Source organism: Methanoculleus sp. UBA303 (assembly GCA_002501655.1).
In the GTDB taxonomy this organism is placed as follows: domain Archaea; phylum Halobacteriota; class Methanomicrobia; order Methanomicrobiales; family Methanoculleaceae; genus Methanoculleus.
In genome coordinates, this window is the sequence record DANY01000035.1 from 67,529 (window position 1) to 87,675 (window position 20,147).

At 59.4% G+C, this 20,147-nt stretch carries 20 protein-coding genes and 1 pseudogene; 1 reads left to right on the forward strand and 20 read right to left on the reverse strand.

Going from position 1 to position 20,147, the window contains the following annotated elements; all coding sequences use genetic code 11:
- From BP846_RS08625 to BP846_RS08720, 20 genes and pseudogenes are all read right to left on the reverse strand, one after another.
- Window positions 1-150 (reverse strand): annotated as a pseudogene (locus BP846_RS08625) (tetrahydromethanopterin S-methyltransferase subunit A); the annotation flags it as partial.
- A 10-nt stretch (window positions 151-160) separates the two neighbouring features.
- A complete protein-coding gene (mtrB, locus tag BP846_RS08630) occupies window positions 161-445 on the reverse strand; it encodes a tetrahydromethanopterin S-methyltransferase subunit MtrB (protein ID WP_292394441.1) in 285 nt (94 codons plus the stop codon).
- Window positions 446-1,297 (reverse strand): tetrahydromethanopterin S-methyltransferase subunit MtrC, encoded by an 852-nt coding sequence (gene mtrC, locus BP846_RS08635; protein WP_292394443.1) that lies wholly within the window; start codon window positions 1,295-1,297, stop codon window positions 446-448.
- On the reverse strand, window positions 1,298-2,149 hold the full coding sequence (gene mtrD / locus BP846_RS08640) for a tetrahydromethanopterin S-methyltransferase subunit D (RefSeq protein WP_292394445.1): 852 nt from the start codon (window positions 2,147-2,149) through the stop codon (window positions 1,298-1,300).
- Window positions 2,146-3,045, reverse strand: a complete 900-nt coding sequence (mtrE, locus tag BP846_RS08645) for a tetrahydromethanopterin S-methyltransferase subunit E (RefSeq protein WP_292394447.1) — start codon at window positions 3,043-3,045, stop codon at window positions 2,146-2,148. Before mtrE ends, mtrD begins: the two co-directional genes overlap by 4 nt.
- Window positions 3,046-3,239: 194 nt before the next feature.
- Window positions 3,240-4,946, reverse strand: coding sequence for a coenzyme-B sulfoethylthiotransferase subunit alpha (gene mcrA, locus BP846_RS08650; RefSeq protein WP_292394449.1), 1,707 nt, complete (start codon window positions 4,944-4,946; stop codon window positions 3,240-3,242).
- Between the two features lie 7 nt (window positions 4,947-4,953).
- The gene (mcrG, locus tag BP846_RS08655; protein ID WP_292394450.1) at window positions 4,954-5,715 is read right to left on the reverse strand and encodes a coenzyme-B sulfoethylthiotransferase subunit gamma; all 762 of its coding nucleotides are present in this window, start codon (window positions 5,713-5,715) and stop codon (window positions 4,954-4,956) included.
- Between the two features lie 14 nt (window positions 5,716-5,729).
- Window positions 5,730-6,353, reverse strand: coding sequence for a methyl-coenzyme M reductase I operon protein C (gene mcrC / locus BP846_RS08660; RefSeq protein WP_292394452.1), 624 nt, complete (start codon window positions 6,351-6,353; stop codon window positions 5,730-5,732).
- Between the two features lies 1 nt (window position 6,354).
- Window positions 6,355-6,831 (reverse strand): methyl-coenzyme M reductase operon protein D, encoded by a 477-nt coding sequence (gene mcrD / locus BP846_RS08665; RefSeq protein ID WP_292394454.1) that lies wholly within the window; start codon window positions 6,829-6,831, stop codon window positions 6,355-6,357.
- A 17-nt stretch (window positions 6,832-6,848) separates the two neighbouring features.
- Window positions 6,849-8,153, reverse strand: coding sequence for a coenzyme-B sulfoethylthiotransferase subunit beta (gene mcrB / locus BP846_RS08670; RefSeq protein WP_292394456.1), 1,305 nt, complete (start codon window positions 8,151-8,153; stop codon window positions 6,849-6,851).
- 363 nt (window positions 8,154-8,516) lie between these two features.
- Window positions 8,517-9,323, reverse strand: a complete 807-nt coding sequence (locus BP846_RS08675; protein ID WP_292394458.1) for a formylmethanofuran dehydrogenase subunit C — start codon at window positions 9,321-9,323, stop codon at window positions 8,517-8,519.
- 12 nt (window positions 9,324-9,335) lie between these two features.
- On the reverse strand, window positions 9,336-11,042 hold the full coding sequence (locus tag BP846_RS08680; protein ID WP_292394460.1) for a formylmethanofuran dehydrogenase subunit A: 1,707 nt from the start codon (window positions 11,040-11,042) through the stop codon (window positions 9,336-9,338).
- Between the two features lie 2 nt (window positions 11,043-11,044).
- Entirely contained in the window at window positions 11,045-12,358 is a 1,314-nt protein-coding gene (locus BP846_RS08685; RefSeq protein WP_292394462.1) for a formylmethanofuran dehydrogenase subunit B, read from the reverse strand.
- Entirely contained in the window at window positions 12,355-12,756 is a 402-nt protein-coding gene (locus BP846_RS08690) for a molybdopterin dinucleotide binding domain-containing protein (protein ID WP_292394464.1), read from the reverse strand. The genes BP846_RS08685 and BP846_RS08690 overlap by 4 nt, the downstream gene beginning before the upstream one ends.
- Window positions 12,757-12,781: 25 nt before the next feature.
- On the reverse strand, window positions 12,782-13,207 hold the full coding sequence (locus BP846_RS08695; protein ID WP_292394466.1) for a hydrogenase iron-sulfur subunit: 426 nt from the start codon (window positions 13,205-13,207) through the stop codon (window positions 12,782-12,784).
- A complete protein-coding gene (locus BP846_RS08700; protein WP_292394468.1) occupies window positions 13,208-15,229 on the reverse strand; it encodes a CoB--CoM heterodisulfide reductase iron-sulfur subunit A family protein in 2,022 nt (673 codons plus the stop codon).
- A gap of 11 nt (window positions 15,230-15,240) precedes the next feature.
- Window positions 15,241-16,143, reverse strand: a complete 903-nt coding sequence (hdrB, locus tag BP846_RS08705; RefSeq protein ID WP_292394470.1) for a CoB--CoM heterodisulfide reductase subunit B — start codon at window positions 16,141-16,143, stop codon at window positions 15,241-15,243.
- Between the two features lie 4 nt (window positions 16,144-16,147).
- Window positions 16,148-16,729, reverse strand: a complete 582-nt coding sequence (hdrC, locus tag BP846_RS08710) for a CoB--CoM heterodisulfide reductase subunit C (RefSeq protein ID WP_292394472.1) — start codon at window positions 16,727-16,729, stop codon at window positions 16,148-16,150.
- Between the two features lie 10 nt (window positions 16,730-16,739).
- On the reverse strand, window positions 16,740-17,900 hold the full coding sequence (locus tag BP846_RS08715) for a 4Fe-4S binding protein (protein WP_292394474.1): 1,161 nt from the start codon (window positions 17,898-17,900) through the stop codon (window positions 16,740-16,742).
- Between the two features lie 15 nt (window positions 17,901-17,915).
- The gene (locus tag BP846_RS08720) at window positions 17,916-18,188 is read right to left on the reverse strand and encodes an indolepyruvate ferredoxin oxidoreductase subunit alpha (RefSeq protein WP_292394476.1); all 273 of its coding nucleotides are present in this window, start codon (window positions 18,186-18,188) and stop codon (window positions 17,916-17,918) included.
- 780 nt (window positions 18,189-18,968) lie between these two features.
- On the opposite strand from BP846_RS08720, the gene fhcD reads away from it, so the two are divergent.
- Window positions 18,969-19,877 (forward strand): formylmethanofuran--tetrahydromethanopterin N-formyltransferase, encoded by a 909-nt coding sequence (fhcD, locus tag BP846_RS08725; RefSeq protein ID WP_292394477.1) that lies wholly within the window; start codon window positions 18,969-18,971, stop codon window positions 19,875-19,877.
- The last annotated feature ends 270 nt before the right edge of the window (window positions 19,878-20,147 follow it).

Below are 20,147 nucleotides of genomic sequence, written 5' to 3' on the forward strand. Positions count from 1 at the left end.
CCCGGCGATTGCCGCTCCGGCATTGCAGATGCCCTGTTCATCGAGGTGGGATCCCATGGTGACGACGGCGACGCAACTCTGCGCATCTCCCGTGTGGAAGTCGCCCTGAACAATCGGCCATCCGCTGGCCGGTGATTTCTTTTCAACCATGTCCTTCACCTCACAGCAGTCCTAATACGACGACACCGGCAACCAGAAGGCCGATTGCCATGCCATACCAGAATGCGGTCACGCCTCCGGCGATCTTGAGGACTCCCTCCCTGTTCGGGAACGATGCCAGGAAGTTACCCTCCCCGGAGAGCATGCCGACCAGGTCGTCGGTAATCTTCTCGAGTTCCGCTACCTGTTCGAGCACGGGAGTGTACGAGACGCCGGCGGTGGTGACAATGCCGACCAGCGGGTCGACGACCAGCCCGTACTCAGGCAGTACCTGAATGTATGCCATCTAGGCACCTCCCTTGGGCTCCAGGATCGGCTGTGCATCGAGCCAGGCGTAGGCATCACGCTTCGAGAGCACAATGTACTGCGCGTAGGTGTAGAACCACCCGATGACCGAGACCAGCAGCGAGATGAGAGCAGGAATGAACGCGATGAACGCGAACGATATGACCGCAACAGGGATCATGGAGAGGAACCCGCACTCTGCGGCGAGCATGAGCGTCCGGTCCTGCTTCTCCCCGGGCCCGAGACAGGCGTTGAAGGAGTGCTGGATCGCGATCGCGGCGAGCATGAAGATCACGGCGATGATGCTGCCGCCGATGACGGAGAATTCGTAACTCTGTACGGCGAATCCGAGGATGACGGTCGTGCCGGTGATCAGGTCCAGGAAGTTGAACGTTCCGCCGACCATGGCAGCGAGGCCGAGCACCGTCATCGCGCCGACGATCGCAAGCTCGGTCAGGGAGACGATCATGACCGGGATGTCCATCCGGACCACGTGGTTGGCCAGTACACCAGCGACTGCACCGATGATCGCGGCGACGATGAGCGTCACGATGGGTGCGAAGATGCCGGTCGTGGCTCCGACGAGCGCGGCGATGACACCGGACCCGAGCGCGATCATACCCGCTGACGGGACACCGGTACCAAGACCGTAGCTGCAGAGGTGCTTGATCGTGTCGGTACCCCAGAGGAGTGCGACCACGGCAGCAAGCCCGCCGAAGAACGCGAAGTACTGGGTGTTGGTGACCGTGTTCAGGTATGTCAGGTAGATGAGGACGAGCGATCCCACGAGGCCGTAGATCAGGATCTGGCTGTGCGGGATGCCGCCTGCTCCGACTTCAATTTTTACTGACATTTAGAATACCCCCAGCAGTCCGAGCAGTGCGATTGCAAAGATGCCTGCAACAGCGGATGCCGCAGCGGCTGCGATGACCGCTCTCGGGAACCGCTTGAACTTGGGGTCGTGCGGCCCTTCGATCGTACCGGTGATGTTGTACGCGGCAAGCACGGCGTTCATCAGGAACATGGCGACCGCGAAGATACCGGCAAGCGAGACGGCGACGGGCGCGATCTGCTCGACCGTTGCGTTCAGGAGTACAGGTAACTGCGCCTGGTAGATGTCGAGGAGCTCGAGGTAGATGAGCGTTCCACCGAGACCACCAAGTGCACCGCCGATGACGCCCCCAACCCAGGAGATGAACGGGAGGCCGTGCCCCTCGGTACCCTGGCTCTTGTACCCGGTGAAGGTGTCGCCTGTGATCGGGTCCTTGTCGACCTTACCGGAAGCTGCCGGGATACCCATACCGAAGATGTAGATGACGTTGACCATTGTGCAGGTGATCGCCATTAAGAGCCCGCCGCCGACCGCACCGCCGGCGAGGGCGAGGGGAAATCCGAGTGGGGCAGCCCATGCGCCACCGAAGAGCCCGGCAAGGCCGGCACCGGCGGCGAGCATCGCGACACCGGTTGCGATACCTGGTGCCTGTCCCATTGCAGCGGGGGCACCGCCGACCGGGACGAAGTGGACGCCGAACCCGACCAGGACACCACCGATGATGATGCCGACGAGAGCGAGCAGCCCGGCCATCTGTACGAGGAAGAAGGCGAGCGCAAGCGCGACGACGATAAGAACAATGCTGATAACGAGGCCCATCCCTGTCGGGGGCTGGATGCCTGCAGTCTGTTTAGGTCCACCGAGCGCACTCATGATGACGCCTCCTCAGGAGCCGTATAGGGCCCGAAGGTCTTCCTTGCCCAGACCTCGATGTAACGGTCGATGATGGCAAAGACCAGGATCACGATGATGCCGACGACGACCGCTCCCCATCCTGCGGCGAACGGCTCGAAGACCACGGTACGCCAGAGCTCGAAGAAAACGATCAGGCCGAAACAGATACCCGACGCAGGGCCGCCGAGTTTGGCGCTGAAGAAACCATTGTCGAGCGAGTTTCGCTGGCCGGCTTCGGCGTAGCGGACGATGTTGCCGGACGCGGAGATCGGAACTCCGGCTCCGAACTTCTGCTCCTGGTACTGCCGCTCCTTTCCATAAAACGGGTTACCGGTTGCAGACCCGGCTGCACCGAGCGCGATACCCCATACGAGGCCCAGCAGTGGGAGCGGGAAGGGGTGGCCGAGTGCGCTGATGATCAGGTGACACATCGCGACGGTGGTGAAGATTGCTACGAACGCGTGTGCCATAGTCACGGTCGTCATCGACTTTAAGATATCGATGTAGACCGGCTGTCCAAATTTGGCGAGACTTGCAGTACGACCGAGATATGCTGTTGTCGCATAGACGCCCTGCACGAAGACCGCGAGAGCGCTCCCGAGTACGATTGCAAGTATCGGATTTATATGCATCGCCATGAATGCCCAGGCAAGGCCTGCACCCAGAGCAACCCATAAGCCGTACGCGGGGGGTTCACCAGCAATTGCCTTGTTAAAGATGCGGTGAATATATCCCATTTGCGGAGCGAGCTGAACCTGTGAGTTCGGGTCACCCTGTGATCCGATGTCAGACTCAGTGTCTTCCGCAGCGCCGGCGACGGTTGCAAGAGCACCTGCCAATGCGGTAATGCCGATGCCAAATACGATCTCTTCCATTCAGCATCCTCCTCTAGTGCTCATCGCACCGGAGTATGAGTTCAAAACCTTTTTGGTTCATTTAACAGTTGTTTATGACTTAATTAAAGGTTTCGAAAAGTTGCGCCGATATAGCAACGAAATGTAAAAAATCGCCCGGAATACTCTTATTAGTCATGTGGAGTTACGCTAGGGAAAAAAAAGTTGAGTTGGGGTTACCGGGCCGGGATGATGAGCGAGCGCTCGCCGGCGGGCATGAACTCGCGGATTGCACCCTTCGCGAACTCGCGGCGGGGCTCTGCGAAGTCGAACTTCAGGGCCGGGTCGGCGAAGCAGATCTTCACACGCGGGTCGAAGCACCATGCGTCGCCGCGGCCGTAGTGAGCACCGCCGACGATCGCGGCGTACTCGCCCTGGTGACCGACGTTCATCGCGTAGTTCGGGTAGTTCGGGCCACGGACCTCGCCGATCGCACCCTCGTCTCCGCGGATGGAGAGCGAGTTTGCGGATCCGCACTGGTCCTGGAGGTCGTAGCCGAAGAAGCCGAGCCGCGACCATCCGTCCTTGTGCAGGAGCATCGAGAGGTACCAGGCGTTGAGACCGGCGTTCGAGTTGCCGGTCGCGATGGCGGTGGTCAGGCCGGACGCGGCGGCGATGACACCGGCACGCTGGGACCCGCCGAAGTGGTCCTCCATCATGGTCGGGAACTGCTCATACTGCTCCATGGCGTTGAGCGAGACCTCGGTTGCCATGTCGTTGACGACATCGTAGGTCGGCTTGACCTTGTCGTTCGCGCTCGGGTTCTTCCAGTCGACCTTGTATTTGTCCTTGATGTAGTCCATACCGTAGTAGGTGAACTCATCGAGGATGTTGTCGGTGTAGGCCGCGGTCGCGTACTGGGTGAATCCGACACCACCGGACATGTAGGAGCCGAGCCAGATCTGGTCGTAGAGCATGGTTCCGGCGCCGACGACCTCGAGGGATGCCCGGGCGGGGTCGTTGGGGTATTTCCGGTTTGCCTGGACGATATCGGAGAAGACACCGAATGCAAGGCCACCGGGCTCGTTGGGGCCACGGGCACGCCGGGCGGGCAGGTGGGAGGCCATCTGGATAACGCCTGCGTGCTTCGCGGCGTAGGAGAGGTCGGCGACAGCCGCTTCACCGGCGCACATACGGTAGGCGGCGATGAAGGACATACCGATCTGCATCGCAGACCACCGGGAGGTCGTTCCACCGTCGCAGGTCCGGGTGACCGTGGTCGGGATGTGGATAGCCTGCCAGAGAGACTTCCCTACGGCAGCGGAGAGTGCCTCGGCCTGCTTTGCGGGGAAGAGCTTCTCGACGTCGAGGACGAACTGGGGCTCGAGGTCGTCGGCGAGTTCCTGGTCGCCGGTGAAGACCTTGACGTAACAGTCGTCGACGAGGCCGGGGTGGGTCTCGACCATGTGTTCCTGAACGACGGCTGCGCCGGGCATGGCGTGGTTCAGGATATGGAGGTACTCGTTGATCGTCTCGGGGGTAACTTCCTTCCCCAGACGCTTCTGCAGGGTCTGGTGGGCAAGGTCCATGTTGACGATGACCGTTCTCCTGATATCGTCCCACATCTGCTGCATGGCAGCGTTGTTGACGAAGTGGAGGTCGTCACCCTCGACGAAGACGCCGGTGCCGGAGACCTCGTAGGTCATCAGCTGGCGCTGGCCCATCGGGATGCCGCCAAGGTGGCAGCGCTCGGGGTCATACATCGGGATGCCGCGGTCCATCTCGACGGCACGGCTCGCCTTCATGAACTCCATCTTACGGGGAGACTGGTGGATACCATTGAACTTGTAGTACTCGGCCGTATCGGACTGGACATCCTGTCCCTGGAACTTCTCCTTGAGTGCCTTCAGGAACATCTTCTGGGATCTTTCAATCTTTGCCATTTCTCAATCACTCCTTGGGAAGGAATCCGTATTTCGTCCGCAGCGTGTGGATGCGCTGGACGTACTCGATGTACTCCTTGTCATCACGGTACGGCGTGCCGCCGAGTGAGTGGAAGATTGTCGTGTGGGCCTTGAGCCACTTCTCATCGAGCGGCTTGCCGATGGCAACCGCGCGGTCGAGGGGCTCGCCGATCTGGTTCTTGACGTAGCGGACGATGCCGTCCTCGCCAAGGACACTCCTCTGGAGCATGTCGAACATCATGCCGTTCTCGGCGAGACGGAGCGAGTGACCGTGCACGGTCGCACCACGGATGCCGGTGCGGGCCGGGTCCAGGAGCTCGGTGTTGACGAGATCCTTCGAGTACTTCTCGAGGTCACGCTCACGGCACTCGACGATCTGACGGCCGGAGAGCGTACCGGGGTCGATGCCGCGGAAGCGGTAGGCCTCGGTGTAGGTTCGCTGGTAGGGGTGCGAGGGGGCGAAGAACATCGAGTCCGCAAACTGAATGTAGCGGACACGGTCGCCGGCCTTTGCACCCTCAGTCGGGGTGACAATCTTCCTGATGGGGCAGTCGGGCTCCTGCTGCTCGGCGAGCGGCGGGTGGGCCGTCGGATAGGCGGCTCCCGGCGCCCTGTGGCCGAGGATCAGTACGATGTCCTCATCAGTCACGTCACGCATCTTCTCAAGCTTCTGCTTGGGGTTCATCTGCTTGCGCCGGTTCTCGGCGACCTTGGATGTACCCGGTCCGTATTGGGGCTTGTATGCCATGTTTCTTTTCACCTTCATGTTGGGCTTTTTAGTACTCTCATAACGGCACGAACGACCTCTGCCAATTTTCCCCTGCCCGGGGTCTGACCCCGTGTCACACCGCTGACGATATCCATCACCATGCCTTTCGTCTTCGCCCGATCGGGCGGCGGCATAACCACTGCTGTCCTGATCCCCTCTTTTGCGAGGTCTTCGAAGTCGATCGGGACCTGGGAAACGACGATAGCCTTGATATTCGCGTGCTCAAGGATAAACCGGACCTTCTGCACCACATGGGAGCGGACATTCCCGTGGTGCAGGATGGCGACCTTGTGCTGCTCAATCTGGGCGATCTCCTTCTCCGTAAGTCCGAAATAGGCTCCAAGAACGTGACCGGCGACAGGGGAATCTGCCGGAACTCCGCTCCCCGCATTGAGGACGAGCGTAGTCACGGAGAACTCGGCTCCCTCCCTCCGGAGACCGGAGGTTATGTCGCAGACCGGTTTTGTCACGTGTCTGCGGCCGGGAGACATCCCGATCACGATCACATCCGGGGACCTGGCTTCGGAGATGGTCCCGCGCTGGGCAAGACCGCCTCCTTTTCCCATCCCCATGCTCTCGCGGCAGTCGACAACCTGGGTTACTCTTCCGATAGGCATGTCACTTAGTTCCCTGGATGATAACAGGACCGTCTTTCCTTCTTGGATCGACAAGTCCGAGAATCTGTTTGTCGGCGTCAGGTCCGTACTTAGCGTAGTCGGACAGTGTCGGCTGGGTCTTCATGTACCGTCCCTGCTGGACGGTGCAGGAGAAGTCCTTATCGGCAAAGACTTCGTCAACTGCTTCCCCGATTACCGGAATGTACGACTCGTCCTCAATCTCCAGGATGATTGTTCCGACCTGCACCCGGAGCTGGACGTCCTGGTCTCCGACACGGATGACCTTACGGTCCGGGTGGGGATTGGGTTGCCCCCTTGCCGGACCATACGGCACAGTGGCGGGAATGCTTGGTCCGTTGATGGACATCCGGCGAATCCCGCCGACCTGAACAAGCCTGTTCAGGAGTTGTTCCACGGTGTCGGGTCTGAGGAATCGCGCAGAAACGATTCGAACCTGAGGGTATATGGCGTCAGTCATTAGTATCCTTATGTTATTTACACACCCTGTGCGATCTGCTGGATCGGCTTGTTGAAGACGTCGACCTTGCCGTAGGTTTCGGCATAGATCTTCGAGGTGCTCTCGGGCGAGAACATCTGGGTTCCGGCATCGAGAGCTGCCGCGGCGACCACACACGGGATGGCCACGCCTGCGGCGTGCCTGGTCACGACGTGGTTGCCGTTGAAGATACCGGGGCCGCCACCGCCGTAGATCGAGTGGCTGAAGAACGAGAACCCGACAGCAGTACCCATGACACGGCCGTAGTCACAGCCGGGGAGACCGGTCTCGTGCTCAAGCAGGTCGTTGAAGTACAGGAGCGTCGAGGAGACTGCCTGGGCAAACCGTCCGGCACCGCAGTTGACCATGGTAGCCGCCATGGTTCCTGCAGCGGCGTAGGCGTTCCAGAGCATGGGATCCTTCGTGTCGTAGAACTGGAAGTATCCGCCCTTCTTCCCCGGAGTGATGACCTTGTCTTCGATGGCACGCTCGACCAGGCTCTGGACGACTGTGCCGATGGTTCCGGTCGCCCCGTTCTTCTTGACGAGGTCGTAGACCATGTTGTTCGCGTTCAGGCCCTGGTAAGCGTAGGTGAGCAGCTGGGCGCGCTCGAACGGTCCGATGGCGTTACCCATCTCAAACATTCCTGCCTGCTCGAAGGTGGACGAGAGTGCGGCGCCCTGCATAGCGTTCCTGCCGGTCATCATGACACTGTGGTTGACCGGGATGTTCCGGAGCGCATAGCCGAGACCTTCGTTGTTCTGGGGGATCGACAGAATGGACGTGACGTTAGCGCCGGAGAGGTCCATCGTGTGCGGGTAGGAACCCCAGACTGCTGCCTTGATCATCGCTGCATCGAATGCTCCGATGTTGAACTGCTCGACGAGCGAGTAGGTGGTTGCAGCTGCAACCGACGTGATCGCGGCATCGTAGGTGGATGCGGCCTCCAGGCGGATGCTGGGAACCTCAACGAGGATGAGTTTGCCGCCGTTGAACTCGCGGATCTTGGTGTTGTCACCCTCCTCGACCTGGACCATCTCCTTGATCTTGGCGATGACAGCGTCCTTGTTGGCGACGATGTCGAGGTTCATCTCGCGCCCGAGGACATATCCCTTCGCTACCTTTCCGGTCTTCAGAGATTCCTGGATGCCGTTCAGGTTGACTGCAACCGTCCTCTTGGTGAGGTCGATGAGCTTCCTGGTTGCCGGGTTGACCAGCGGGCTGATCTTCTCAAGCGGCACACCACTCTTCAACTGCTTGCCTGCATCATCATACAGGTCAATAGTTTCCTTGTATTTTGCCATAATTTTCCTCCATTACCCTCTTTATGTGCATACTATCCGGAACTGTGAACTGAACGCTAAAAGTATCGCTGACTGTGTCTGCTGGTAACTACTGCACGTCCTCGTGGGACAAAAAGATAATAACCTTCTCTGACGATATAAGCATTGCTATTTATGCCTATGATCAGATATATATCTGGAGCGCAATATTAGATATTTGCTGAATAATAGTCGATCGCACAGGGTAGCAAACTTATTATACTCCCCTGGAGGTAGTATGTATTACGTAAAATAGTGCTACTTGGTGTTACTTTACTCCTACGTATCGCATCCGATCCCCCTAAGATCGGCACCACTCCGTATGCGCGAAAGAAAAAGAGGGGTTCAGGCCCTGATCCGCTGGTATAACTTACCGTAGATCATCTGGCCTTTCCTCTTTCGGTGTCGCTCGCCAAGGTCGCCCTCGTAGAGAGCAAACAGCCCTTTGGTGCCGTCCACCTCGATATCGACATCTTTGCGATATGCAAATCCGGGCATCATGAGTTCGATGTCGCCAAAGACGTAGATCTCGCCTTCTACCATCTGGCCCCCGAGACGCCTCTTTGCATTGCCCTTGATGACAATCTTCCCGCCCTCGGCATGGGTGGCAACGTGGACGTCGACATCGCCGCCAACGATGATCTCGCCGCCGTTCATGAAGGTGCCGAGATCGCTCCCGGCATTGCCCTTCACGATGATCTTCCCGCCGGCCATGCCGCGCCAGTCTCCACGGTATGCGGCGCCGAGGTAGTTCCCGGCGTTGCCGTTGATGAGGATCTCGCCGCCTTTCATGCCCGTTCCGGCAAAGGCGTCAACGTTCCCGTTCACCGTGATCTTGCCCCCCTGCATCCAGGCGCCGACGTACATATCGGCGTTGCCGTTGGCAACGACCTCGCCGCCGGTCATCTTCATGCCGATGTACTTGACCCGGGAAAGGTCGCCGTTGACGACGATCTTCGTCTCTGCCGGGGTTGCTCCGGCCCGGCCGGAGACCTCGAAGAAGTCTCCAAGCCGGTGCTCATCCCTCCCCACGTAAACAGGGAGGTCGACGATCTCTTCCGCCTTCTTCCCGGCGAATGCATCGGGGGTGATGCTGTCAGCCTCGAGGAATAGCCCGGGCTGGTTCTTTATGGTGAGTGTAACTGTTTCCATCCTTCTCTCACCTCACTGTGTTGCATCAACCTCAATTACATACGGGTTCGGGAGATAGTGCCCGGAAACCTCGTAGTTGTTCAGGGTGACGGTGTAGTAGCGGAGGAACTTCTCCTTGACGTCACGCATCACCTGTGGGTTCTCGTTGACCCTGGCGTTCACCCAGAGCGTCCGCTTGTTGCCGTTGCTCACGATCTCGTGGTCACTGATGATCTGGACACCTGCCTTGAAGAGGTGTCTCGCGTTCGAGAAAGCGTTCTCGATATCATCAGGCACATAGGACTCGTTCGGGTTGAAGTCAAAGACGGCAACATCCGCTTCGAGACCGGGGGCAAGCCCGCCGTACATGTGCGCGAGGCCGAGCGATTTTGCCGGTCCTGCCCGGGTCATCTGCGCGATCTCGTAGAGGTCGAGTTCGCGGTCGATGCCGGCAAGGTTGGTCGCATCGATGACTTTGTCCTTGTACTTGAAGGCATCGATCTGCTGCTCGCGCGCCTCCTGGCTCATGAGCCACTTCATGATCCGCGGGTAGCGGATGAACGGCCCGGCGTTCGGGTGGTCGGTGGTCATGAAGACCCGCATCGGGTCCTTTGCGAGCAACGCGAGTTCAAGGCCGATGCACCACTGGATGGCGCAGACCTTGATGTTCGGGCTGTAGATATACGGCACGACCCCAGATCCGGTCTCGAGTTCCACGTCGGCGTTTGCCCACTTTAAGTGGTTCAACTCGGTGAGGTGGTGCTCGAACGGTCCGTCGGCGGTCATCGTCGTGGTCTCATCGAGCGTCACCTGACCCATGTCGATGGTGATGTTGTCGTGAGAGTTCACGTAACCCATGATCTCCTTCGCCTTGGACTCCACGTTTGCCCAGGAGTCGCCGCCGTAGGAGTGGAACTGGACGTGGGTGTGGTGCATCACCTGGTCGCGGCCGAACTTGCTGTTCGGCTTGATACCCTCCGAGAGCTTGAACGAGTCCAGCGTCGTCGTGTAGTTGCCGGGGTTCCCGAGGTTGTTCGCGTGCATGTGCATCGAGTGCGGCAGACCGAGGTACTCGTTCGCCTCGATGAGGCCCTTGATGATCTGGGCCGGGGTGATGTCGAAGTACGGGACCGGATCGTGAACGTTATCACAGTTCAGGCCCCATGCCCAGGCTTCGGTGCCGCCGGGGTTGACGACCTTGACCGCGTAGCCCTTCGTGGCGCGCAGGAGCCAGGCGATGTAGGCGGCGGTGTTCTCGATCTCGTGGTTCTTGAGGTATTCGAGCACGAACCAGTTGTTCCCGAAGACCGGGTAGGCACCCTGGTCGAGGATCGGCGTGTCCCGCATCTCCTCGTGGGTATGCCGGGCGTAGAGCGGCGGCATGGCCGCTTCCATCACGGTGGTATAGCCCATGCGGGCGTAGTTGTAGCCGGTCCGGATCGTCGTGGGCACTGAGAACCCACCCTGCATCCGCTCGATGCCGTGTCCGGGCGTGCAGTTGAAGAGCTTGTCTTCCGGACGGAAGTTTCGGCCGATGTTCACTTTCGGACCAGCAACATGGGCGTGGATGTCGACACCGCCGGCCATAACGGTCTTGCCCGCGGCGTCGATGATCTTCGGCTTCGTGACCGCACTGGTCTCGACGATCTTGCCGTCCTTAATGGCGATATCGGCCACATCTCCCTTGATCCCGAGGATCGGGTCGAAGACGAAACCGTTCTTGATGAGAAATTCTGCCACGCTTATACCCCCTTGATCTCCCTGACGCGCATGAGGACGCTTTTCAGGAACTCTTCGTCGGTCATCATGCCCTCCGGGGCATCAACGACTTTTCTGGTCTCAATCGGCACGTTATCCATCCGGTACGCGCACCCGCCCACCTCGACACCCACGAAGGCGACCGGGACATGGACCTTGCAGATCTCGGTGGTTGGGGTCTCATGCGGCTCGACGGCGACCGACGGGAGGTCGTAGATCTTCCTGACTGAACTGAAGGGGAAGTGTGCACCGGGATCGCTTCCGAGCACGAAGACGGCGTCCACTTCGTCCCTGCGGAGCAGGTCGTTCGAGGTTGTCTCACCGGGGTTATAGCGGGCGAATCCGCGGGAGAGGTCCACCGCGAAGGGGAACCCAAACTGCCAGCCCCAGACCTGGCCGGAGCCGGTGACGTTGTAGTGCCCGCGCATCGGCATAATGGCAGCTTTCGTGTACTCGTTTAAGTCGCGGGTGACCGCGATGGCTGCATCGATGTTGTGGTTCTTCCCGATCGACTGGGTCACACCCATACCGAAGAAGATGATCGCGAAACGGCCGCTCTTAAGCGTCTCGGCGACCTCGTAGATCTTCGCTTTCGGGATTCCGGCGACGACGTCGGGGAGCTGCTCGCCCTTGAACGCCACACGGAGTGCGTCGAGGAGTTCGTAGTCGTGCCCCTGCTCAATCTGCAGGTGAACATCCGCCACACGGGCGGTGTCGGTGACACGCGGGTCGACGACGATCACCTTGCGGCCCGTATGCCCCTTGCCGGTGAAGAATCCCCGGGGGAAGATCGAGTAGCGGGACATGTGCCGCGGGTGAGCGTGAGCCGGGTTGCATCCCCAGAAGAGGATCCGGTCGGCACGGTTCTTGACCTCACCAAGCGTGCAGCTCGGTATGCCGATATCCTGAACCGCGATAAGGGATGTACCATGGCAGACGGTCGCTGTGTTATCCATGACCGCTCCCACAGCCTCACCGATCTCGGACCCGACAGACTGGGCCTCACAGTTTGTGGAACTCCAGCCGTACATCAGGGGTTTCTTCGCGTCGGCGAGCATCCGGGCGGTGTAATCGGCTGCCTCATCATAGGAGATCTCCTTCCATGAACCGTCTTCCTGCCTCATCCGGGGGCGGGTGATACGATCCTTTGCCTGGGAGTGGAGGAACTTCTCGGCGCCGATGGCGCACGCGTTGTAGACTTCGAGGAGTTTCTTTCCGTCATCACTGACGACGACCTCAAGGTCATCGCAGAGTGTCCCGCAGAATGGGCAGACCACATCGGTTATTGTCTTCGTCATGCCAGTTCACCTCTGCATCCCTTGCGCACCAGTTCAAGTGAGCCAAGGACGGGTTCGCTCTTGGCGACCTCTACCTCGACGGGTGTTCCCTTGAACGTGGGCATCCCTGTCGAGTAGGTGTTCGGGTTGACTATCATGTTTGCCCATGGGCCCATTGGTATATAAGCTACACCGGGGTGGGGACCCTGGGTGGCCTCGACCGCCTTGACGATGACACTGCCGTAGTTGCTGGTGACGCGTACGTTCGTGTTGCGGAAAGCTCCCAGCTTTTTAAAGTCCGCCGGGTCCAGCTCAATAATCCCGCAGGCGGTGGTGTAGGCGGGTTTTTCCTTCCCCGCCTCCATCGACACCCCCTGCTGGATCGTGCGACCCGTGATCAAATTCACTCTGATTGCCATTGTTATTCATCCCCTGTCTATTGTATTATCTGGCAAACTCTTTGAGCGGGCTTGGACCGAGCTCGTTGATGGTCTTGACGACGTCCGTCATGACCGTTCCCCACTTTGCACCCTCAGATGCAGAGACGAAGGTCATCCGGAGACGCTTGTCGTCAAGGCCAATGTTCTTGAGGACACTCTTCAAGAGGAACATCCTCTTTGCAGCCTTAAAGTTGCCCTCAAGGTAGTGGCAGTCGCCGAAGTGACAGCCGGAGACCAGCACGCCGTCCGCCCCATCCTGGAATGCTTTCAGGATGAAGAGGGGGTCAATCCGACCCGTGCACATCACACGGACAGCACGGATGTCGGGTGGATACTGGATACGGGCGCCGCCGGCGAGGTCTGCACCTGCGTATGAGCACCAGTTGCAGATGATGGCGATGATCTTGGGTTTCCAGTTCTCGTCTGCCATTTACTGTTCACCTCCGAGCAGGAATGCATCGATCTGTGCTATGATCTGTGGGGTTGCAAAGTGCTGCATCCAGATAGCACCGCCGGGACAGAACCCGCCGCAGGTGCCGCAACCCTTGCACTTGGCTTCAGTGACCTGCATGACTGTGCGGCCTTCCTTCTCGACGAGCGCGAGGGCCTGGTAGGGGCACTGGTTGACACACAGTCCGCATCCGGCGCACTTATCCTCCATGCACACGGCGAAGTAGGGCTCGAGTTCCACCTCTCCCCTGTGGATCGGGATGGACGCTGCGGATGCCGCACCTTCTGCCTGGGCGACCGTGTCAGGAATATCCTTCGGTCCCTGGCAGACGCCAGCGAGGTAGACGCCGGCAGTGGTGGTGCCGCACGGGTTCAACTTCGGGTGGGCCTCAAGGAGCCAGCCGTCCTGCGAGCAGGAGACACCGAAGAGTCTCCGCGTCTTCTCGGTCTCGGCAGTGGGCTCGATGGCGGCTGCGAGCACGACCATATCGACTTCCATGTCGATCGGTCGCCCAAGCAGCGTGTCCTCTGCGTTGACGTGGAGGTTCTTCGTAACCGGGTCCTGAGTGATGTTTGCAACTCTGCCGCGGATGAACTTCGCACCCTCGTCCTGGATGCGGTAGTAGAACTCCTCGTACATCTTGCCGAAGGATCTGATGTCCATGTAGAAGATGTAGGGCACCACACCGGGGATCTTCTCGATGATCTGGTGGGCGTGCTTGAGCGAGTACATGCAGCAGAACCGCGAACAGTAGGGCTTGCCGACGCCGGTGTTGTCACGGGAGCCCGCACAGAGGACGAACGCGACCCTCTTCGGGGTTGCGCCGTCGCTCGGGCGGATGAGGTGGCCACCGGTCGGGCCGGATGCGCAGATCAGGCGCTCGAACTCGAGCGACGTGATGACGTTGTCGTAGTTCTTGTAACCCCACTCGAACTTCTTCTCGATGGGGAAGATGTCGTATCCCAGGGCGAGGATGACGGTACCGACCTTGACGGTCATGAACTCGTCCTTCGCCTCGAGGTCGACCGCCTGCTTCGTGTCGCATGCCTCGACGCAGAGGCCGCACTTGACACAGGCGTCGAAGTCGACGGTGTAGATCAGCGGGGAGACCTGCGGGTGGTAGATGTAGATCGCCTTTCTCGGCGCCATGCCGAGCTCGAACGGGTTCGGCTTGATGACCGGACAGACTGTTGCACAGTCACCGCACCCGGTACAGCCGCCGCCGACGATGCCGCGGGCCTCAGCCTCTGCCGGGGTGATGACGCCGCGCGCCTTCTTCCGGAGGGTCACATCGAAGTTGCCGATGTATCCCTCAACCGCCTCGACCTCGGTGTAGGTGAGGAGTTCGATGCCCTCATGCCGGTAGACGTCCACCATCTTCGGTGTCAGGATACACTGCGAGCAGTCCAGCGTCGGGAAGGTCTTGTCGAGCTGGGACATCCTGCCGCCGATGGAAGGGGTCTTCTCGACGAGGTAGGTCTTGATCCCTGCATTCGCAAGGTCGAGTGCTGCCTGCATGCCGCCGACGCCACCGCCGACGACCATCGCCGCCTTCTCTACGGGGACACTCTTCGGGATGAGGTCCTCAAGCAGGGATGCCTTTGCTACGGCAATTCTGACTGCATCCTTTGCCTTGGAGGTAGCCTCTTCGGGCTGGTGCATGTGCACCCACGAGTTCTGCTCGCGGATGTTTGCCATCTCGAACCGGAAGGGGTTTAAGCCGCCGGCCTTGGTTGCATTGCGGAACGTGGGCTCGTGCAGACGGGGAGAACAGGCCGCCACAACGACTCCAGTCAGTTTCTGCTCGCTGATGGCCTCCGCGATCTTGTTCTGACCGGGGGTCGAGCACATGTACTGGTAGTCATCAGCGACGATGACGTTCGGGAGCGTCCTGGCGTACTCCATCACTGCCTTGACGTCGATGGAGCCCGCAATATTGGTGCCACAGTGGCACACAAAAACGCCAATTCTTGGCTCTTCGTACTTTTTGACTTCTGCCATGTATTTGCACCTCACAGGATCTTCTTCAGGAACGGTTCAACGCTGATGGCGTGGAGGTCGAGCGCGAGCTCGTCCGGGCTCATGCCCTGTGCCAGTCCCAGGAGTTCATTGTAGTGCAGGACGGGGATGCCATATTCGGCACCGAACTTCTCCTTGATCTCGATCTGGCCGCGGTCGAACTGGAGCTGACAGAACGGACAGACCTCGGTGACTGCATCGACGCCTACTTCCTGCATATTGATCAGCTTCTCGTTCGTGATATCGAGCGCATGCGCGAGATCGTATCCACGGACACCGCCACCGGCACCGCAGCACTGCATCTTGTTGCGGTACTGGACCGGCTCGGCGCCGAGAGCGGCGACAAGTTCTTCCATCCACATCGGGTTCTCGGTGTCCCCGAAGTGCCGCTCCTTGCCGGGCTTCATCAGGTGGCAGCCGTAGTGAACGGCGATCTTCGCACCGGCCAGGGGGCGCTTGACGCTGTCGGCGAGCTTCTTGACGCCCACGATCTTGGGGTCGTAGTAGAGCTCGGCGAGGTGCCAGACATCGGCGGTCCCCTTGAATTCCATATCGATCTCTTTGAGCACTTCGTTGACCCCGTCGCGGAGTTCATCGTTGTGCTTCAGTTTGTGGTTGACCTCGTAGATTGACTTGTAGCACCCGTTGCAGATCAGGGCGATGTCCATCTTCATCTGCTCGGCGAGCACGACGTTCCGGGCCGCCATCGCATACCAGACGTTCAGGTCGATCGAGCCGAATGCTCCCGGTGCCGGGCAGCAGCTTGCGCCCTTCAGGGGGAGGAGGTCGATGCCGACGTTCTTGCTGGTCTGGATAGCCGCAGCCTCGATGCCGGGATATCGGTTCGGGGCGATGCACCCGAGGAAGAATGCGTACTGGTGTTTGTTCCCGCTCATGGTTTCACTCTCCCTCCGCGAGGATTCTGTCTGCGTTCTCTTTGAGCCTGTAGTGGTCAAGGATCCTCCGGATGCCTGGCAGGTATTCGGGGTACTTGTGCGTCGTCTCAGGCTCCGCTTCCAGTCCGAGTCTCTTCCGGGCGGCACGGTTTGCGTCGTTGTTCGGGACACCGTGACCCGTCTTATAGATCAACTGGACGGTCTGGAGGAAGTTGCGCGGTACGATGTCCCGCTTGAACGCCAGGTTCCTCATCGCCATGATCGCGTCGGTCGGCGCGAGATCCCGGGGGCACCGGTCGGTGCAGCTGTAACAGGTGGTGCAGAGCCAGAGGTCGGGATCGGTGAGGATCTCTTCCTCGAGGCCGAGGATCGCCTTGCGCATGAACAGCCGGATACGGTACGAACTCCGGGGTGCCGAGGGGCACGAACCGGTGCAGGTGCCGCACTGGTAGCACATGTGGGCGGCCGTCTGCCCGATCTTCTCCACATCCTTGATGAACTCGGGGTTGCTGTCAGGAATGTAGTACTTCCTGTCCCGGAGCTTCTCAGCGAGTTTCTGGTCCTTATAGTCTTTCTTCACTGCCATTGGCTATCCCTCACGCCTCTTCCAGAACTTTGACCTCTACCTCTCCAGGAGTGGTCTCCTTCACCCTCGATGTCCTTGGGGTGAGCAGTTTCTCCTTGATTCTCCTGAAGAGGTCCGTCTCCTTATCCTGCATCCGGATACCCGTCCGCCGCAGGACAATTGCATCCTCGCTCGGGCAGGCGTTGACGCAGGCACCGCAGAGGATACAGAAATCTTTGTTGATGGCGATATTGGCCTCAATCTCTCCCTTCATCTCCTTTGCCGGGAGGGGGGCGGGCAGGTAGAGCGCGTTGCAGGGGCAGACCTCCACGCAGGTCGAACAGCCGCCAGGGCACTTTTCAGGGTTGATCTCAATGTCTCCCTCGAAGATCTTCTCGACGGTGATTGCCTCCGTAGGGCAGGTCTGGACGCACCAGGTGCATGTACAGCAGTTGTCCTGCTGGATATCGACCTTGCCGGGCAGTTTGTCGCTGACGACCTCACGTTCGAGGGTGATGCATTCCCGGGGACAGGCTTCCACGCAGATCGTGCAGCCGTCGCAGGTGCTCTCTTCCCACTTGACTTCCCCTTCGATCTTGCCGGTTGCGGGGTTCGGGGCGTTGCGGACGACGGTGATGCTCGGGCAGAGCTCGCCGCAGATGCCGCAGACGTCGCACTTCTCGGTGTCAACCGTGAAAGTGGTCCTGGTCTGCAGCGCGGACTGGCGCGGCTTGCCGGCCTCGTCGCCGCCTTCGAATGCGGGAACATCGCGTGCGATGGCGTCCCTCGGGCAGACTTCTTCACAGATGGTGCACCGGTCGCACTTCTCCTCGTCGATTACGGTGACCATATCGTATGTGGGGAATCCCTCTTTCTCAAGGATCGGGAGCCTCTCCTCTCCGTCGACCTTGAGTGTCATCGCATTGAAGGGGCACATGATGACACAGACACCACAGTAAGAACACTTCTCAGGGTTGATATCAACAGGTACCCCATAGTCGATTGCCCCGCGGCGTGTCGCACCGACAGGTCCGAGCACGATCGCCTCCTCAGGGCAGGCATCGACACAGATGCCGCAGCCAGTGCAGGTCTCTGCGTTCAGGATCAGGTTGTTGACTGCTTTCAGGAGCCTCTGCTCCATGACGACGTTCTGTCCTTCCCGCGTCTTAGAATACTTTGGAAACAGCGCCATATTCTAGTATCACTCCTAGACTTCCACTTTTCGGGCTTTTGCCCGGCTCTCCCACGGTCCTACAAGTCTGATAACTCCATAGGGGCATGCCTGGACGCATACGCCGCAACCGGCGCAGAGCTCGGAGTTAAAGTCGAGGATGACAGCTTTGCCGTCCTTGACTTTGTAAATCTTCTCCTTGGTTACCGGATCTTCGGTATGGAGCTCGAGAGCGTCAACCGGGCATGCCACCACGCAGTTATTGCAGCCTGTACATCGTTCCATATTGATGTGCAATGCAAATGCCATGGTTATCACGCACCAGATCTGATCGATTTAAAATCGATATAAAAAGAATTGTCAAGGAATATACATAAACTTTCTGAAATTCGGCAGTCTTATATTCCAGAACTATGATTACCTGTCAGGTTTTATAAATCAAAACCGTTGTTCTGCTAATCCGATGCCAGGGATATCGCCGTCAAACGCATTTTCTGCTGTAAGGGCAAAACGAAAGCCTTAAACCTTAAATCGGGTTTCCTGGTGAAAAACGGTGGCCGATCCAGGCCAGCAGCGGTGAGAGCAGGCTGAATCTCTCAGGAAACCGAATATAACCCCTTTCCCGCCTTCAGTTGGGGCCTACCAACCGCTGCGCGGTTTGAGTAGCAACCGTTTCTGCATTCATTGATTCTTCTCTCTCCGCCCCGGACATCTGTGCTCGCCCGGAAGAACCTGTCCAGATCCTGCGCCCGCTGTCTCCTGTGCGTTCCGGATGGGCCTGCCCGGGTGGTTTATCGGCCCGTGGTATGTTTAACCCGGTCCCCGCCGCATGTATGTGGTACATGGGCATTTCACGCCTGAAATGGGCAATCAGGGGATCCCGGAGTGTGTCATAACCCGGCATCTGATTCTATTTATGGTTACTCTGCCGGGACAGTGGATATCGGTGGGTTGGCGGGCCCGCCGAGGGGGTCGCGCAGTTTTGGATCCTCCATGGCACCCGGCACCCGACCACCGCGCCGCCGGGAAAAAAAGAAACCTTATTCTGTCCATATCGTAACATTGTAGCAAACGAGGTGTATTCTGTCCATGGAACTGAATGGCGTTACTATTGATGATACCTATGCGGAAGCGTTCCCGACCTGGGTAGCACGGCCCATTATCACTGCCGTCACCGAGGAGTGGGCATACAAGGCAGCAGTGGAAGCCGTTGGCTTTGCCACCTCCACCATCGGATGTCCGGCAGAGGCGGGCATCGACTGCTTCGTCTCCCCCGACGAGACCCCTGACGGGCGGCCCGGCTACGCGATCATGATCTGTGCCAGCAAGAAGAAACTGAAAGAGCAGGTAGTGGAGCGCCTCGCTGAGTGTGTCCTCACCGCTCCGACGACGGCGGTCTTTGACGGCCTCGCTGACGTCGTTGCCGAGGTTCAGGAGAAACTCCCGGTCAAGCTTCACTTCTTCGGTGACGGCTTTGAGGAGAAGCGCGAGGTCGGCGGCAGGACGGTATGGGCCATACCGATCATGGAGGGCGAGTATATCGGTGAGGAGGAGTTCGGCGCCGTCAAGGGCGTTGCTGGCGGCAACTTCTTCATCATGGGTGAGAACCAGATGGCCGCTCTTGTGGCTGCGGAGGCGGCGGTCGACGCCATCAGCGGTGTCTGCGGAGTCATCACGCCCTTCCCCGGCGGTATCGTCGCGAGTGGCTCGAAGGTCGGGAGCAAGAAGTACAAGTTCATGGGCGCGAGCACGAACGAAGCTTACTGCCCGACGCTGAGAGACCGGGTCGAGGGCAGCAAGGTCCCCGAGGGTGTCAAGGCGATCTACGAGATCGTCATCGACGGCGTCGACGAGGACTCGATCAAGACCGCTATGGCCGAGGGCATCCGGGCGGCAACCAAAGTGCCGGGCGTGAAGTTCATCAGCGCCGGGAACTTCGGCGGCAGCCTCGGGCCGTTCAAGTTCGATTTGAAGGACGTCCTCGCGGACTATCTCTAATCTCTTTTTTCTGTGGTGGCTCCGGGGGCTGCCGTATGTTTGCCCCTGTTGTCGGGGCCGTGGCCTCTGGGGGCAGGGTTGGTGAAGGTTCTCGGTGCGATAACGATGGACGGAACCGCTGGAGATTGAGCGTCACGGGGTTGTGGATGCGGGCGATATGACCTCCAAAGCGATGCAAAAGCCCCATACAGTGGACCGTGGGGACATCGTCACGCACTGCCCCCGCCCCCCGGGGGCGGGGGAGGAGGCCGGAGGCCGGGCGGGGTGGGG